Origin of the sequence: Vagococcus sp. AM17-17 (assembly GCF_003471765.1) — a bacterium.
In the GTDB taxonomy this organism is placed as follows: domain Bacteria; phylum Bacillota; class Bacilli; order Lactobacillales; family Vagococcaceae; genus Vagococcus; species Vagococcus teuberi.
The window spans coordinates 700471-718502 of record NZ_QRJY01000001.1; the positions used below are offsets into that span (position 1 = coordinate 700471).

The 18032-nt window shown below is 34.4% G+C and carries 16 protein-coding genes; 3 read left to right on the forward strand and 13 right to left on the reverse strand.

The annotated features are described in order from the left end of the window. Positions 1-31: 31 nt before the first annotated feature. The 10 genes from DW196_RS03390 to DW196_RS03435 form a co-directional block, all read right to left on the reverse strand. Positions 32-796 (reverse strand): tyrosine-protein phosphatase, encoded by a 765-nt coding sequence (locus DW196_RS03390; protein WP_118250094.1) that lies wholly within the window; start codon positions 794-796, stop codon positions 32-34. A 17-nt stretch (positions 797-813) separates the two neighbouring features. Continuing rightward, a complete protein-coding gene (locus DW196_RS03395; RefSeq protein ID WP_118250096.1) occupies positions 814-1539 on the reverse strand; it encodes a CpsD/CapB family tyrosine-protein kinase in 726 nt (241 codons plus the stop codon). Positions 1540-1552: 13 nt separating this feature from the next. Next, entirely contained in the window at positions 1553-2386 is an 834-nt protein-coding gene (locus tag DW196_RS03400; RefSeq protein ID WP_071457345.1) for a YveK family protein, read from the reverse strand. 88 nt (positions 2387-2474) lie between these two features. After that, a complete protein-coding gene (locus tag DW196_RS03405) occupies positions 2475-5990 on the reverse strand; it encodes a CDP-glycerol glycerophosphotransferase family protein (RefSeq protein WP_118250098.1) in 3516 nt (1171 codons plus the stop codon). Further along, entirely contained in the window at positions 5987-7162 is a 1176-nt protein-coding gene (locus DW196_RS03410; RefSeq protein ID WP_071457347.1) for a CDP-glycerol glycerophosphotransferase family protein, read from the reverse strand. The genes DW196_RS03405 and DW196_RS03410 overlap by 4 nt, the downstream gene beginning before the upstream one ends. A gap of 13 nt (positions 7163-7175) precedes the next feature. Next, positions 7176-7991 carry an ABC transporter permease gene (locus DW196_RS03415; protein WP_071457348.1) on the reverse strand — a complete coding sequence of 272 codons (816 nt, stop codon included), beginning with the start codon at positions 7989-7991 and terminating at the stop codon, positions 7176-7178. Positions 7992-8004: 13 nt separating this feature from the next. After that, positions 8005-8745 (reverse strand): WecB/TagA/CpsF family glycosyltransferase, encoded by a 741-nt coding sequence (locus DW196_RS03420; RefSeq protein WP_118250100.1) that lies wholly within the window; start codon positions 8743-8745, stop codon positions 8005-8007. Then, on the reverse strand, positions 8742-9872 hold the full coding sequence (locus DW196_RS03425) for a CDP-glycerol glycerophosphotransferase family protein (protein ID WP_118250102.1): 1131 nt from the start codon (positions 9870-9872) through the stop codon (positions 8742-8744). Before DW196_RS03425 ends, DW196_RS03420 begins: the two co-directional genes overlap by 4 nt. Continuing rightward, entirely contained in the window at positions 9853-10881 is a 1029-nt protein-coding gene (locus DW196_RS03430; RefSeq protein WP_118250220.1) for an ABC transporter ATP-binding protein, read from the reverse strand. The genes DW196_RS03425 and DW196_RS03430 overlap by 20 nt, the downstream gene beginning before the upstream one ends. Before the next feature lie 179 nt (positions 10882-11060). Further along, a complete protein-coding gene (locus DW196_RS03435; RefSeq protein ID WP_118250104.1) occupies positions 11061-12212 on the reverse strand; it encodes an LCP family protein in 1152 nt (383 codons plus the stop codon). A gap of 196 nt (positions 12213-12408) precedes the next feature. Here DW196_RS03435 and DW196_RS03440 point away from each other — a divergent pair, with 196 nt between their 5' ends. Continuing rightward, positions 12409-13545, forward strand: coding sequence for a glycosyltransferase family 4 protein (locus tag DW196_RS03440; RefSeq protein WP_071457353.1), 1137 nt, complete (start codon positions 12409-12411; stop codon positions 13543-13545). A 17-nt stretch (positions 13546-13562) separates the two neighbouring features. Here the strand turns inward: DW196_RS03440 and DW196_RS03445 are convergent, their stop codons facing one another. Both DW196_RS03445 and map read right to left on the reverse strand, forming a co-directional pair. Continuing rightward, complete coding sequence (locus tag DW196_RS03445; protein ID WP_118250106.1) at positions 13563-14489, reverse strand: YihY/virulence factor BrkB family protein; 927 nt, start codon at positions 14487-14489, stop codon at positions 13563-13565. Between the two features lie 15 nt (positions 14490-14504). Next, the gene (gene map / locus DW196_RS03450; RefSeq protein WP_071457355.1) at positions 14505-15257 is read right to left on the reverse strand and encodes a type I methionyl aminopeptidase; all 753 of its coding nucleotides are present in this window, start codon (positions 15255-15257) and stop codon (positions 14505-14507) included. Between the two features lie 148 nt (positions 15258-15405). On the opposite strand from map, the gene DW196_RS03455 reads away from it, so the two are divergent. Continuing rightward, positions 15406-15849 carry a flavodoxin gene (locus DW196_RS03455; protein WP_071457356.1) on the forward strand — a complete coding sequence of 148 codons (444 nt, stop codon included), beginning with the start codon at positions 15406-15408 and terminating at the stop codon, positions 15847-15849. An 82-nt stretch (positions 15850-15931) separates the two neighbouring features. On the opposite strand, the gene DW196_RS03460 is transcribed toward DW196_RS03455, so the two are convergent. Then, complete coding sequence (locus DW196_RS03460) at positions 15932-16507, reverse strand: TetR/AcrR family transcriptional regulator (protein ID WP_071457357.1); 576 nt, start codon at positions 16505-16507, stop codon at positions 15932-15934. A 263-nt stretch (positions 16508-16770) separates the two neighbouring features. Between DW196_RS03460 and DW196_RS03465 the strand changes: the two genes are divergently transcribed. Further along, positions 16771-18009 carry an aminopeptidase gene (locus tag DW196_RS03465; protein ID WP_118250108.1) on the forward strand — a complete coding sequence of 413 codons (1239 nt, stop codon included), beginning with the start codon at positions 16771-16773 and terminating at the stop codon, positions 18007-18009. Positions 18010-18032 lie beyond the last annotated feature (23 nt).

The window sequence follows — 18032 nt, forward strand, 5'->3', positions numbered from 1 at the left end:
TACGACTCACAACAAAACCCACCTAACTTTTTTAAGAGAATACCCAATGTTTTTTACTATAATGAATGGGTTCTACTTTTACTTCTTCACCATTGACAATGTCTTTTGTGATTTGTTCAAAAGCATTCCTTTTTTCTTTTCCAAACTCTTTTTCTAATAACTCGTATGCTTGCTTGGTATAAAACCCTCGAGACGATACATTGTGTGCATCTGACGAGAGCATATGTGCTTGATTGTTCTTAATCATTTGTTTTGTGACACGCTGAATTTTTTTCCCAAATTGGCCGATATAACTGCCATTAGTTATCTGTGTGAGACATCCCATCTCAATGAACGGATCCAAACGTTTAGGCTGCTCTAAAAACATATTATTTCGCTCTGGATGAACGATGATTGGCTGATGACCATTGCGACAAAGCTCTGATAACACGTCATGCGAATACTCTGGCACTGTAGAAAAAGGGAATTCTATCAATAGATAGGTGTCGTTTAAATCTGCAAATAATAATTCACCATTTAACATTCGTCGAGATAAGTCCGCAGAAATACGTATTTCTTGTCCTTCAAATAGTGTCAGTGGAATCTTTTGTTCGTCAAGCACTGTCTGTAAATTGGCGACGGATGAAATGATATCATTTTTTTTGTTTAAGTACTTTCCATTATTATAGTGAGGCGTACAAAGTATATGAGAAATACCTTCTGACACTGCTGCTCTTGCCATAAATAATGAATCTTCTATTGTCTGAGCGCCGTCATCTATTCCTGGTAATATATGACAATGTAAATCAACAAACACTGTACGTTTCCTCCTCTTTAAGTATAATAATAGTCTGTGTAACTTGAATCATTTTCAGAAAAATAAATGCATCCCATAATGTTAGCGTCTACTTTTTCTAGTAATTCAATAGTTCGTTTAAGTTGCTTTTTATCAGTGACATTATTTCTAACAACGATTGCGACACCATCTAATTCCCCAGCAACTAACTGGACATCTGTAACCGTTGAAGCTGGTGGCATATCAAAAACGACAAAATCATACAGATTTTCTAATACGTTAATGAGTTTTTTCATTCTCGCACTTGCCAAAAGTTCAGACGGATTCGGTGCTTTAACACCACTTGTTATGACATCTAAATAAGGGATATTACTTTCTTGAACAATTTCTCCTACTGATAGTTGTTTCACACTTAATATATTGCTTAACCCCATTGTATTATTTAACTCAAACGTCATATGAGCGGTTGGACGTCGCATATCCGCATCAACTAATAATGTTTTCATTCCTAATTTAGCAAACATGACAGCTAAATTGGCAGCTGTTGTTGATTTACCTTCACTTGGTGCTGCCGATGTTATAGCTATACTTTTTGTACGAACATCAAAATTTGCATGCATAATATTCGTACGAATGGTTCTAAATTGTTCCGAAATTGGTGAATTAGGTTCTATGACTGTAAAAAGCGTCGATGGTTTTGACGCTTCTAATTTACTATGTTTTGTTTTGTTCTTTTTTTTTACTTGTTGGCTTCGTTTACTCATGTCAGTCTCCTTATTATCTTTCCTCGAGTTGTTCCGTCATTCTCAAATCTAAATCTAAACCGTCAATTTCTGTGTGTAATGAATTTTCATATACATTACTGACATCAAGAAATAGGTCTTCATTGACTAATGCGTTTTTTTGTAATTTTCTAATTTCAGACATCTCACGTTCAGCAACAAGTGGTAATACGCCTAAAATTGGTAATCCTAGTGTGTCGGTTACGAATTCTTCTGAGCGAACAGTTCGATTAAGTAATTCACCTAAAAGTGCAAACATCACACCAACGATTAACCCTAATACTGCTCCAATCGCAATGTTAACCTTTTTATTTGGTGATACTGCTTTATTATTTGGCGTTGCTTTTGATGCTACCGATATTTTACTTGTCTCGGTCATTTTGACTGCTTCTTCTTGGAAGACTTCTGAAACTGTGTTGGCAACTGCAGCTGATTCAGTTGGATCGTTAGTCACAGCTTTAATAGAAAATAACTGTGAGTTTTGATTTTGCTCGACTGATACAGCACTTGTTAAATAATCTTCTGTAATATTTGCCATGCCAGATTTTTCTAGCTTATCTTTAGCTTTTTCTATGACACTTGGACTTTTTATTAAATCTTTATAAGTATTAATTAACAACAGATTTGAATTAATTTTATCTGTATTAATATTAGCATCTGCATTCTTTGTTTGTACGATTAATTGTGTTTCCGAACTATATTTAGGTGTCATGAGAAATAACGTGATTGCTGTTGAAGTTATTATCCCTAATATCATCATGCTTACAATCAACGCCCACTTTTTCTTCAAAAGTTGAAATATCTCATCTAAACTAACTGTCTCTTCCATTATTTCCTCCATAATAACTATTTTTTATTTTCTATTTATACCTAACTAATAATATATCATAACCTAATTTACATTAAAAGTTGATTTTTTATATCATTATCCTATCATAAAAATCAAACATTGCTTTTTTATTATACTGGATTGGATTAAAAGTTTTAAAATTTTTCTTCTTTTTAAGTGTAGATTCTATCGCTTGGAAAACCCCTGTTGCATCATTTGTTTTTGCTAACATTCCGTATTTACCACCATCTAACACGTTGCGACACGCTGGTATATCTGTCGATACTACTTTCATTTTTAAAGTCAGCGCTTCAAGTAATACGAGTGATTGTCCCTCATATGAAGACGTTAAAATAAATATATCACAATATGACATAAATATGTATGGTTTATTTAATTGACCTACCATCGTTATGTCATTTTCAAGTGACAGCTCTTTGATTTTTTTCTCTAAATTTCCTCTCTCAGGTCCATCACCAATAATATATAAATGACCTTTTTGGTAAGTTTTTCTGTAAAGATGAAAAGCCTCTATCAGTAAAGACTGATTTTTTTCTTGAGATAATCTTCCCACTGTGACAAAAGTTGGTTCATTTGATTTAGGGTAATCAAAAAAGATGCCATCTTTATTCAAGACACCTTTCGTAAAATCAAAGGCTACCACCTCTTTTTTTACCCACACACGTTTGTTTTGGAGTAAGACTTGATAGTATTCTTGTCCGTCATTTCTCACGATGGATTTTGTCACGGTAATTTCTTTAGGTACTTTAGATAGTAGTCCCTTTTCACCGAGGACATCCTCAATAGAGGCGTAGATTACCGCTTTTGATTGGGTAAAGATCGCAGAAAATTGTGCATCTTTAACTTCTAATACAAATCTCTCATCAAGTTTTTCAACTGTTAATTCAGAATCTTTGACAAAATAATGTTTGCCATCATCTAAAAGAATAGTCATCCAATGTGTGCTCGTATTTTTTGAAATCAACACAACTTTTACTCCAACTGGTAGAGCTATTTTGATTGCTTCTTCACTCGCTCTATCTGATACAATCATCGGTGCTGTCACTTTTACGAGCTCGTTGATTGGATGGTTGGCAGCTTTTTCCGTCAGTTTAGCAAGTTGTTTGCGATTAGATGATGAGAACAGCTTGTTTAGCATTTTTTTAGCTACTTGATGTTTAAATACTGCCACTGAACTCATCTCGCGCAAGACGTTTGGTGTTACCCAGCCTAAATCTTCAGATCCATTGGACACTAAAAAGCTCGTTCCTGTATTCGTGATAACTTTTTTCGTCACCAACACATATAATTCATCGAATCTAGCTAGAGAACATATTGGTTTAGAATGATCCAACCCAATAGGTGCTGTAAAGAGCTGTGAGTGTTTACCTACTATCAATTTTGATAAATCATAGACATCTGTCTCTGATTGGATACTGTCTGGCATAATATCAATGTGTGCTGCATTTATCCAACCAATATAGCAATCTGACTGACTGATTTTCAAATACGTTTCTTCTTGATAACTAAACTCGCCTAAAACAGTGACTGAACTATCAAGTAATGATTTTATCGTTGCTTTTGCATAGCGACTATCTGGTCTAGTGTCATAGATTGTGACGTCTTCTTCACCTGTAAGTTTACCTTCTCTAAACAAACGTATCGTGTAATTAGCTGTCTGCTTAGGTACATCTTGTTCTTTTGATAGGATGTCATTAATATTTAACAAGTTTTCTGAGTAAACAAATTTGGATGCATCAGCATACTGAGATAAGTTTTCTTTATTAATGTCACTAATCACACTGGATACTGACACTAATTTATCGTAAAAATCATACACACTGATGATTCCTTGAACATTCATTTTGTGGATTTTTTTGCCATTTACTTCGCGATCCATATCAGCAAGCATGTCACTGTGTAAGTAACACACTTTCTTTTCTGAGGTGGTACCTAGAATCGTTTTAGTCCAATACAAACTATAACCACTAAAATCAATACTCACATCAAAAGCAGTTTTTCCAAGTAGTCTTCTTGCATCTCTTTGATAGATATTAAGTGGAAACTTTTCTTTTTTAGATTGATTGACTCCTTTTATGTGATAGTACAAATCTTGATAGCTTTCACTAAAGGTATAAATTGGCTCCCCAAAGTTAAATAAGATAGATGCTTCTTTGGGAATACGGTGAATCGAATCAATTTGTTCGAGTGATTTTGGATTATCTAAAAGACACGTTACAGCATATTTTTCATAGTCTATATTAGATAGTAGATTTAGGAAACTACTGGTAATCCCATTTTTTCTTAACCCACCAGGATAAATGAGCAGTGTCTCTTTGGCTTCTGATTGTCTGACTTCTTTTATTTTCTCAGGAAGTGGCTGATTGAAAAAGAGATAGTCGACATATCGCTGTGTGACCTGTCCATCTTCATATGGCACATATAATCGTTTGAACCGCTCATAGTTCCAGCGTGTTTCCTCCATTTTTTTCGGCAACTCTTTTAAAATAGTCATCAACTCATCAAGATTAAATGCCACAGGCCCTGGTAACTCATCGTAATCAAAGTATTTCCCACGTTCGTGACTATATAAATCATCATCCCAACAATAGAAGACAATTGGTTTATCAGTCACTAAATAATCAAAAAAGATACTGGAATAATCTGTCACCAAACAATCTACCAAAGCAAGTAAAGCATTGGTATCAATCCCATCAGGAATCAGGTACGGTAAGATGCTTTCTTCTTTTTTGGCTTTGTCATAAATAAAAGGATGAACTTTGATTAAGATATTGTATGTGTCACCAAATGTTTCTCTTAAAACAGATGTCTCGCTGATGATTTGGCGAAGTTCTTGTTCTGTATAAGCCACTTCACCACTTTTACATGTTGGCGTGTATAACAGGATTTTTTTACCCAAATCAAGTGCCACACCTCGCTCATGAAGTGTACGAATGATTGTATCGTGATTGTTATTAAAGGTTGCATCCATACGAGGGTAGCCACCTTCTAAAATCACACCTTGATAATTATGTCGCAAACGATAACTATCTAAAAACATATTGGTGGTATGTTCATTTGGACTGATTAACACGTCAGCCATAAAAAAGTTACGAACCACATTGCGTGCACCATTTGGATTACCTGGAATGTCAAATCCCATTGTTTTAAGTGGTGTCCCGTGCCACGTATTAATATATGTTTGCTCATCTTTAATCGTAACAAACGATTGAAAGGTCGCATTGTTTATCAAATACTCTGCTTTTGCTAGCCATTTCAAATACTCTTCTGAGTTTCGCTCGACAAATAAGACATTACTAAGGTCTTTAAACCGCGTTATAAAATAAGTCATCTCGTCAGATGACTGAATACTCCATATATGTGTATACTTTTTCTCTATATCTTGTTTTAATAAGTAATTAAAAATAGCAAACGGTGAATCCGTCAGAGATTTACCATCTCGACTTTCATAAAGGATGGTATCTTGTTGCACGGGTTCATTTATATAAAAACGTGTATAAGTCTCAACACGTTTTCCGGTTGGTGACAGTTTAGTTTTTACAAACGGTTGAGCTAGTCTTTTGACTGGAGATAGTATACTCATCGTGTTTCACTCATTTCTTTTTTTATTATCTCTGCGACTGCTTGTGCTGACTTACCAGTTTCATGGTCACAAAATGTTTGTTTAAACTCTTCGTATTGTTTATCCACCACAATATCATCTAGTTGCTTTAATTGCTCGATTAAGGCATCAGGTTCTTTAATAATCGGTCCTGGCAACAATGATTGAATTGGCAGATAAAAGCCACGAATGTCTTCTTCATATTGGGTTGAATCTGGCATAAAGAACAGCATTGCTCTGTTGGTTAAACTAAAATCAAATAGACATGAGGAATAATCTGTAATCAACACATCACTGATTAGTAGCAAATCACTCATATCATACCCGGTTGATACGTCAATGACTTGATCAGTTGGCCAACTTGAAAAATCAAGTGTTTGTGCCACTAAATAGTGCATTCGGACTAACAATACCATCTCATCACTGAACTGTTTCAGAAAGTTTGTATAAGGAAAATCGATATTAAATTCATAGCCCTCTGATGTCTTGTTATCTGTCTCACGCCAAGTAGGTGCATACAAAACTATTTTCTTATCTGGTGAAATGCCTAGTATAGCTCTTAAATCATCAGCCTTATCATTATTTTGTTTCAGATTAACTAATTGGTCATTTCTTGGAAATCCTTTTTCGATGATTTTTCCAGAATAGCCAAATGCTTGTTTAAAATGTGTGGTAGTGTATCGACTTGACGTGGTTAAATAATCCCATCTCTTGCTTTCTGCTAAAAATTCTTTGTCATAACTTTCTTTGGTGTAACCAGGTATATTGACCTCTTCTATATCTGCACCAATTCGTTTTAGTGGGGTTCCGTGCCATGTTTGGATATAAGTTGTCTTTTTTGATTTTGTTAACCATAATGGTGTTCTCGTATTAATCACCCAAAATTTAGCTCTGGGCATCATAAAAAACCAGTGTAAAGAAAAACGTCGAACATGAGGGACCTTTTTTTCTTTAAAGGTCTCCTCATATCCAGCTGTTACTCCCCACACTAGTTCAAGTGTTGTATTTTCTTCTTTTAGATAATCGTAAATTGCTTTAGGATTATCACTAAACTGCTTACCATGAAAGCTTTCAAAGTAGACAATATTTTTTTTCGGCAAATGGCCTAGCATACTAAACCAGATTGAAATCAATTTTTCTATCAATTTTTTCATGGTAATCTCCCTTTTAGATAAAGTCCATAAAGCGTGCTCTAAATTTCATGTGAATGTGTGATCCTAAAATCAATAAGACGCCAACAATTAACCAGAAAAAGACAGTTTGTACGCCTTTTTCCCAGAACCAGTGACCGTAAAGCAACGAATCTCTAAACCCATCTATAATATAGTAGATAGGATTCAATTCAAGTAGACGTGTTACCCAAGCATGTTTCGTTCCTGCAAAAATACGTTGGAATTCCCAAATAGGTCCTGATAGATAGAATAATAAACGTAAAATCGATTGAAGCATGATGTGGTAATCTCGCACCAACACTGAAATAGTTGAATTCAATATGCCAAAAGCAAACAGAAAGGCAAACATACAGAATAGATAATAAAAATACTGTAACCAATAGATATTAGGATAAATTCCAACGGTAAACATGGACACAAATAAAATGAACATCATCCATCGATAACTTTTAAAGTTACTTGCCATATTAACAGTCGGTAAAATACTGACTGGGAACTTCATTTTCGATACCATTCCAATTTGTTTGTAGATACTATTTGATTCTCCTAATATTGAACTATTAATAAAGAACCACGCAATAATCCCTACAAGCATCCAAATAATATACGGCACACCATCTATGTCTTTTCTCTTCATTCCCAAACCAAAGACTAAATAATAAATCCCAATCTGAATTGCTGGATTTAATACTTGCCACAACAGGCCCAGATAGTGACTTTGATAAGTGGCTTTTTCTTCATATTTCGAAATACGACGAATAATCCCAAAATTTTTAAATTGTTCCGTAATTACGTTCTTTACGTCATTCACGTTTTAGCTCTCCTTACTGTTTACTTTGTTTTAAATGCCACACTAATCCTTTTGTGACAAACAAAGGTACTTGAAAAATACGGTTAAAGCGTTTCGGGTTACTTACCGAGCGATATAACCACTCTAAATTTGTTTTGATAAATACTTCAGGAGCTCGTTTCACTTCACCACTATACACATCAAAACTTCCTCCAACTGTTTGAAAGATAGTTGGATTGAGTTGTGGCATGTAGCGTTGTAACCACTCCTCTTGTTTAGGTGATCCTAATGCAACAAATAACACATCGGCATGATGTTGATTAATTATATCAATAATTTCACCACTGCTTTTTTTGTCATAACCATCTAACCATCCACTCACTCGAATGTTTGAGTAGTCTTTTTGTATGTTACGTGCGGCTTGTGCGACCACTTTTGGTTTTGCTCCATATAAAAAGATTGATTTTTTATTTTCATGACAAAATTCTAACACACTTGCCATTACGTCAATCCCTGCAACCCGTTCTTTGATATGTCCGTTTGTCCATTGCGACATTTTGACAATACCAATGCCATCAGCAAAGCGATGAGTCGCATGCTCAATAAATGATTTGACACACTTATTTTTTTCAGATATTAAAATGATTTGCGGGTTGATACTTGCAAGCACCATTTTTTGATGATGGTCAAAATACCAGGATAAATCTTGTTTAATATCTGTCATGGTCAAATAGTCAATAGGCGTATTTAAAATATATTCTACCTTTTTAGTCATTTTTCTCCATCCAATACTTCTTTGATTTCATCTAATACTCTGTTTGTTGCTTGTCCGTCGTTATATGTATTCCATAATGCATTAAACTGCTTATTTCCCTCAAGCATCAGGTTATTAGTTAGTTGTTTAATGACGTCGTCTGTTGTATGCGTCACAGGTTGCGGAAAATCGGCTTCAATATTTGGTTGAATACCAGTGACTTGACGATACTTCGTTTCATCCGGCCAATACATGATTAGCTGACCAGTCGGATTGGCTAGAGTAAAATCAAACGCTACAGAAGAATAATCGGTAATCAAGACATCCGCTTGCATGATATACTCATCAGCCGATTCGTGTGACGATATCCAGTCGACATTTGTTTGATTAATATGTTCTAACTCAACGTGGGGATGTAGCTTCACTTGAAGCAATCCCTCATCTTTTAAGCTATCAGCTACTTTTTTGATATCTAATAACCATGTTTCAACAGGTTCATTTTCACGGTAAGTGGGTAAATATAGAACACGTCTTTTGTTACTGTTTTGTTTAGCTATTCTTTGACATAATCTATCTGTTCTTGGAAAGCCAGTAAAAAGTATTTGTTCTTTAGAAAAGCCGTAACTTCTTCTAAATACATCGGCCATTTTTTTTGACGCAACAAAGACATAATCAAAGGACTCATACACTCGTATAAAACGATTTTTATCTTTTTCAGAGCGTTTAGCAGCTGACTTATCTTCTAAGCCAAATTGTTTGATTGCTCCAGTCGCATGCCAAAGTTGGTAAACTGTTTGATTTTGTTTAAAGGTAATATCTCCTAAAAACGCAAAATAATTATCAGCTATTATCACCTGACTTTGACAAAGACAATTAATTCCTTTGATGAAACCACTAACTGTGTCTAGATTGATACACTCAATCCCAAAACTTTCAAGTTGTTTCACTTCTTCTAAGCAATTTTTTTTATATAAAACAATCACTTGTTGCTCGTATGATACAGCTTCAATCAGACCTTGATTATTATTAGGAAAACTCATCAAGTAACAGACTCTTTTGATTACTGGTTTCAATTTATTTTTTTTAGATAATCGTCTAACGACAACACTATATAGCTCTTTTAAGTAACTAACCAATATATGTGTCATACAATTTATCCATAGAGGTTTTGTCTATCACTGTTTGTTCGATTTTTTGTGTGGTATCTTTGGCAAAGTAAGACTTAAACGATCTTCCTCTAACGTGTAATGTACCAAATACTACTAACGCGGCAATCATTGCGAGTAAAACAACTTTAGTTAGCATTGACATCGTTCCAATGGCCGGACCTCTTAAGACAGATTTACCGTGCCCTCTTTCAACGGCTATTTCTTTTAATTCATTAACATTAAAGTTTTTTTGCTTTTCTTTGTAGCCATTTTGATACTCTTTTTTCTCTTTTTCTGATAAGGCTCTAAACCATTTAATAAAGTCATTGTAGTTGGTAACAACTTCTTCTGTGTCACCATATTCACGTAATTCACCGTAATGAATCCATGCCACTTTATCACATAGTTTTTTTACTTGGTTAAGAGAGTGTGACACAAAGAAAATTGTTTTTCCTTCTTTTTTAAATTGTAAAATACGATCCACACATTTTTGATAGAACGTATCGTCCCCTACTGATAACGCCTCGTCAATAATCAAAACATCAGGATTATTGTGTACGGCGATCGCAAAACCTAAGCGTGATCGCATCCCGCTTGAGTAGTTTTTTACTGGTTGGTTAACAAAATCCCCAATATCAGCAAACTCCATAATATCTGGTAGTATTTCGTCGACTTCTTCATTGGTTAACCCTTGCATCAAACATTTTAATCGAATGTTTTCAAGACCTGTTAATTGTGGTTTCAATCCAGCTCCAATGGCAATAATAGATGTTTCGCCTTTGATTGTCATTTGCCCAGTTGTTTGAGGGATGATTCCTGCTAATATATTTGATAACGTTGATTTTCCTGATCCATTAATTCCGATTAACCCCACTGCTTCACCTGGATAGACCTTCAAATCTATTCCCCTTAGTCCCCAAAAATGCGGTACACTTTTTTCTGAAAACTTGAACAATGCCTTGATTTTATCGGACTTTTTCTTATATAAATCATATTCTTTGGTAATCATCGCTAATTCTACTTTTGGATTTTCTTTTTGATTCACGTTGACCCATCCTATTCTTTTTCAGTTCGTTAAAACTACACCATTTTACACTATTATCTGTATTTTATCAAAGTTTCATCCTAAATTTAAGTCATTCTTCATCATTTAAAAAAAGAGTTTAAGGGACAATCCCCTAAACTCTTTTAATAATCATCAATTGCCATCCCATCTTGTGGATAGGTTCTTGGGTCAACAAGTCCATCCGTTTCAAACTTGTAACTTGTGTCATCACGATCGTCGGCTTTTTCTAATCCTAAAGATAGACGTAATTTATGTGAAATGTAGTCTATACTATCTTTATGTAACCCCACCATACTTTGCTCACCATAGTTATAACTCATCCATGAAAAGACGTATGAATCAAACTTATAGTCTTTCGTTAAACCAGATTGCGCTACTGATAAAATACGACTTGGTGGCATATCGGTTGTTACATGACCATCTAATGCGTTCAATATACTCTTATACTTTGCCAGTGATCCTACTTCCATGGCTTTTTGAGCAATAGCCTCAAGCACTTCTTGTTGACGTTTTCCTCGTTCAATATCATTATCAACATAACGAGTTCTTGCAAATGCTAGTGCTTCTTCACCGTTTAAATTATGCTTTCCTTCTTTTAGTTTCACTACTTTTTTGCCTTTTGAATTCTGTTCTGTCAACGTAAACGGAACATCAATTTCTACTCCACCAACTGCATTAACAACATCTTCAAATGCCTGGAAATCTGCTGTCGCGTAGTAATTGATTGGGACATTTAATAGTTCTTCCACAGCCGTTATAGATCCTTCTACCCCACCGTGAGCATATGCTGCATTTATTTTATCGTTTCCATCAAAATTTTTAGTAGAAATATGTGTATAGGTATCACGTGGAATACTTACCATGCTGACAAGCTCATTTGACGGATTGATTGTTAATAGAATCATTGAATCCGTCCTAGCACCGCCTGTTCCTCGAGTATCCTCTGCATCATCATCAAGACCAAGTAAAAGAATAGAAATTGGGTCTTTTTGCACATCAATCTTCTCATTTTCTACTTGACTTGTCTCTCTTGGCTTATAAGCATCATTTAAAAATTTATTACCATCGACTACCATCTTAATACCGTATACGACAATTCCCAAAAGAGAGATGGCGAGCAATACACCCAAAATTTTGCTAATACTCAATAGTGTCTTCTTTAACCCAGAATCTTTCTTGCGATTATTTTTTCTAGAGTGTAAGGAACTGAATTCTTGTATTTTAAGATTTTTGTCAGTTTTTTTCTGATTTTTTTTATTTTTCTTTTTACTCACTCTATCAATCTCCTAGATAATAAATAATATAGTAACATAATTTCAATCTAAGATAGTATAGCATAATAAGAAATTTTTATGGTACTAATCTAATATTTTTATACTTTTTTAAAGAATTCTTATATTTAGAATTAAATTGTGCATTAAAGAGTTGCCGTGCTATAATATGTGTTGAATTCTGAAAGTAGGTAAGAGAATGGACTTTATTTTTGAAATATCATTTCGTTTAGTTTTAACGATGCTCTTTTCTTTTATTATAACACCTTTCATTCGTAAATTAGCCTTTGTCATTGGAGCAGTTGATCAACCTAATAAGCGACGAATCAATACTAAACCAATGCCTACTGCAGGTGGATTAGCTATTTTTATCACATTTTCATTATCCATTTTATTTTTATTTGATGATATTATTCCAACAAGCTACGCCTTGCACTTGATTATTCCTTCAGGGATTATTGTCATAACTGGGTTAATTGATGACATTTTTGAAATTACTCCCAAACAAAAAATGATTGGTATTATATTAGCCGCACTCTATGTGTGTTTTGTTTTCGATATTATCATGCACTCAATTACATTACCTTATTTTGGTACGATTGAATTTGGTTGGTTAAGCTATCCTATTACTATTTTATGGATTGCTGGATTAACAAATGCCATTAACTTAATTGATGGACTCGATGGTTTAGCATCCGGTGTGTCGATTATTGCGTTGACAACTATTGGGATTATCGGATACATTGGGGCCTCTACCGGAGCAGTGAATATTGTGGTCCCTCTTAGTATTTTTATTTTGCTGATGAGTACATTGGGATTTTTCCCCTTTAATTTCTTTCCAGCAAAAATTTATTTGGGGGATACTGGTGCTTTATTTTTAGGTTTTTTGATCTCGTTATTATCCTTACAAGGTCTAAAAAACGCTACCTTTATCTCGCTTATCACACCACTTATTATTTTAGGCGTTCCTTTAACAGATACTGTATTTGCAATGATTAGACGAATACTCAATAAAAAACCTATCTCATCAGCCGATAAAATGCATTTGCATCACCGACTTATTTCATTAGGATTTACGCATCGTGGAGCGGTTATTATGATTTATTGTATGGCATTAATCTTTTCGCTTATTTCATTTTTATATTTGTTTACCAATACATGGGGTAATGTTTTTCTCACTATCGCCTCTCTACTAGGTTTACAACTATTTATCGAATTAATCGAATTGAGCGGAGAAAATCGCCAACCTCTACTTCACACGTTAAAATTTATTGGGAATAAAGCATATCGAAAAAGAAAACTAACGGAATACGAGCAAAAAAAAAAGAAGGAATAACTCACTGAATCAGTGAGTTATTCTTTCTTTTTTTCTTTTCGCTTTGCTTTAACTTGTTTCATCCTAGTTTCCACGTAATGGCTAACAAAACTTTCTTTAGGATTAATTGGACCATATAAAAATTTTTCAACCGTCACGTTTATTACGCCACCAATAATAATAATTGACGAGGCAATATTCAGCCAAAACATAAAGAGAATAAACCCTCCAATAATACCGTAACTAGAAATTTTCCCTGAAAAATGCGTCACATATAAGCTAAATAATTGAGTAACCAACATCCATGTTAACGTGGTAAAAACGGCACCAAACAAAATCGTTTTAAAATGAATCTTCGCACTTGGTAAAAAATAATAAATACACGTCATAACAACAAACAAAACAGAGATTGTTACTGGCCACCGTAGCGTTTGAAATGTTGATAGTATATCTTCAGGCATACCAACAATTGGCAGTAAGTGTTCTAATATGACTTGACCAAATCCCATGATAAACATTAATACCAATAAAGCAAGCATCAATAGAAACACCATAAAAAATGATAATAATCGCCTGATAACTTGTGTTTTTTGTTTAGAAATACCATATGCTTTATCCAAACTTATTCGTATCCCATTTATCCCTTTACTAATAGCCCAAAATGTACCTAATGCGGAAATTGATAATAATCCACCATTACTTTTCGTTAATAAATCCTCTATCGTATCTTTTAAAATACGATAAATATCCGGTGGTAATAATTCTCGTATATATGGGTAAATTTGTGTTTCATCAATTTTTAAATAAGGTAATATGTTACCAATCACAATGAGGAGTGGAAAAAAAGACAGCAACATATAATAAGTAACGACAATCGAGTAGATAGTAACATCCGCCTGTTTTAAAGTAGATAAAAAGTCTCTGATAAACGATCGCCAATCCTTCTTTTCTGTAGTTTTTTCCATTCCCTTTAAACGCTCCTATTCATCTTGTAAAGTTAAGATTCTCGGTCCATCAGCAGTAATGGCAATTGTATGCTCATACTGACAACTTAAACCACCATCTTGTGTTCTTGCAGTCCAACCATTGTTATCCATTTTCATTTGCCAAGTTCCGGTATTTACCATTGGTTCAATCGTAATAACCATCCCTTCTTTTAATCTTAGTCCTTTTCCAGCTTGTCCATAGTGAGGAACAGATGGCGCTTCATGGATAGTTGGCCCAATTCCATGTCCAATAAAATCTCGAACGACAGAAAGATTTTCACCTTCAACGTATGTCTGAATCGCATGACCGATATCGCCAATACGATTGCCAACTGTTGCTTGCTCAATCCCTTTGTAAAGAGCTTTTTCCGTTACTTCCATTAAGTGGTCAATTTCTGGTGTTGATTTTCCAACAACATACGCCCAACAAGAATCTGACATAGCCCCTTTTAAATCAATACACATATCAACTTTGATTAAATCGCCATCTTTTAATGGTGTTTTTCTTGGAAATCCATGACAGATTTCATCATTAATACTACAGCACGTTGCATACTCATAGCCTTCGTATCCGATCTGAGCGGCAACCCCACCATGATCTTCAATCATATTTCTAACAAATACTTCAATATCCCAGCTTGTTATACCTGGTTTTATAAAATCTCTTAACGCTTCATGGACACTAGCTAATAATTGACCAGATTTTTCCATTTCATCTATTTCTCTTGCTGATTTTAATGTAATCATGTTTATTTTCGCTCCTTTTCATCTTTGCTTTCTTATTCTAGCATAAACACACCCGTTCGACAAAATTAGCAAAAGATAAATTTATTGAAAACTGGTGTGTATTTGTTATAATTTTTTTAAATGATTATGTAGAGGAAAGAGGAAAAACATGGCTATTGCAAAAATTGTTTATGCAAGTCTTACTGGCAACACGGAAGAAATAGCAGATATCGTAGCAGAACGTTTAGAAGAAAAAGGGTTAGACGTTGAGATTGAGGAATGTACACAAGTTGATGCTGAAGAGTTTTTAGATGCAGATATTTGTATTGTCGGTAGTTATACCTATGATGATGTCTTAGTTCCAGATGAAATTGCTGACTTTTATGAAGATTTATTAGAACTGGATTTAACTGGAAAAATATATGGTGTCATCGGATCTGGAGACACCTTTTATCCATGTTTCTGCCAAGTAGTCGATCAGTTTGATAAAGCGTTCCAATCAACTGGTGCGATAAAAGGTGCTGAGTCCGTTAAAGTTGACTTAGCTGCTGAAGAAGATGATATTGTTGCTCTTGAAGCATTTGCAGATGCATTAGTAAAACAACTTGATTAAGCACACTATCTAAACATATAAAAACCGCGTAAAGTCGATTTCGAAATCGACTTTACGCGGTTTATTTATTTAATCATTTAACTCACTTTAATTTTGTTAAACTAACCTTAGGGTGCTTTTTAGACATTTCAATAACATTTTTAATTATAACTTCGATTTCTTCAACTGTGGGTTTAGCCCTGTTAGAAGCTGCTAATGAAGATAATCCTACGCTCATAACCCAACAATTAGTAAATATTGCTTCTTTCACTTCATCAGATAGTTTCGCGTACACATCATCCTGATTAATTTTGTCATAAAACAAATTACGTGTAAACTTATTTAGTTTCGTCCCACTATCGTGATTATCTACAAAAAGTGCTTTGTAAAAGACACTGTTTTCAGAAGCAAATTTTACATAGTTAACTATCAAATCAACAATACAATCGTCTGTATAGCTTTGATTGTAAACTTCATTTCTTAAACCAGCTGTCACTTGATCGATAAAGACATTACGTAACTCATCCATATTTTTAAACTCCAAATAAATTGGTTGAGTTGATGTTTTCATCTTATTCGCAATATTCCTTGCGGTAAATCCACTAAATCCTTCAGTCGAAATCACTTCAAACACTGCTGATAGGATATGTTCTCGTGTAATTGTCTTTTTCCTAGCCATAAAAACCTCTCCTTTGTCCTTAAAATGTTTATAAAATGAACAATACATGTCAATCTACACTTATTTAATGTATTATAACATGAACTTATGAGCAAACAAATAAATATATCAGAAAAAGCATCCATTTTTTTGATATAAAGCGATATTTTAGAAAATAAGACAGGAGTGTGGAAAGGCATCACAACAGTTATAAATGCTCGAATTTGTTCTCATCTCTATCGTATGCTAATATAATGTTATGATAATTCTAGGAGGATGATAACATGGTATTAAATAACTTCGATCATTTATTACAAAAATATGCTGAATTAATTACTAAAGTTGGTGTAAATGTATCTAAATCACACACTGTTGTCTTAAATATACAAGTAGAACAAGCACCTCTTGCTCGTTATATTGTTAAAGAAGCATACAAGTTAGGAGCGAAGCAAGTTGTTGTACAATGGTCAGATGACTTTATAAACAGAGAGTTTTTCTTACATGCTGATGATGACGTTATCTCTAACGTTCCTGACTATAAAATTGAAGAAGCAAATGATTGGGTGGAAAAAGGAGCGAGTCGTATTAGTGTCGTATCTCAAAATCCTGATGCGTTCTCTGGTGTAGATGGAGATCGTTTAGCAACTTTCCAATCAGTAAATGGAAAAGCAATGATGCCACTACGACAAGCAACACAAGCAAACAAATTAAGCTGGACTGTTGTTGCTGCTGCTGGTAGTGACTGGGCAAAAAAAGTATTCCCTGAATTAACATCTAACGAAGAACAAGTTGATGCATTATGGGATGCTATTTTTAAAGCTTGTCGTATGTACGAAACGGATCCTATTGAAGCTTGGCATCATCATGATAAGACGTTAGAAACAAAAGCAGATGAATTAAATGCTCATCAATTTGATGCTCTACATTATACCGCACCTGGTACTGATCTAGTAGTCGGTCTTCCAGAACATCATCATTGGGAAGGTGCTGGCAGTAAAAATGCTCGTGGCGAACGTTTCATGGCAAATATGCCAACTGAAGAAGTCTTTACAGCTCCCGATTGTCGTCGCATTGACGGTATTGTATCAAGCACAAAACCGTTAAGCTATGCTGGAAATACGATTGAAAACATGGTCTTTACATTTAAAGATGGCAAAGTCGTTGATGTCACTGCAGAAAAAGGCGAAGATGTATTGAAAAAATTATTAGAAACAGATGAAGGAGCGAAAAGTTTAGGTGAAGTCGCTCTTGTACCAGATAGCTCTCCAATTTCTCAATCTGGTATTACTTTCTTTAATACTCTTTTTGATGAAAATGCTTCAAATCATTTAGCTTTGGGTAGTGCTTATGCCTTTAATATTGAAGGCGGCACAGAAATGACTGAAGAAGAGCTATCAAAAGCTGGATTAAATCGTAGTCAAACACATGTTGACTTTATGATTGGTTCTAATCAAATGAATATAGATGGTATCAAAACAGATGGTACTAAAGTGCCAATATTCAGAAATGGTGAATGGGCATAAAAAAAGGGCTCTATAATTTCTAC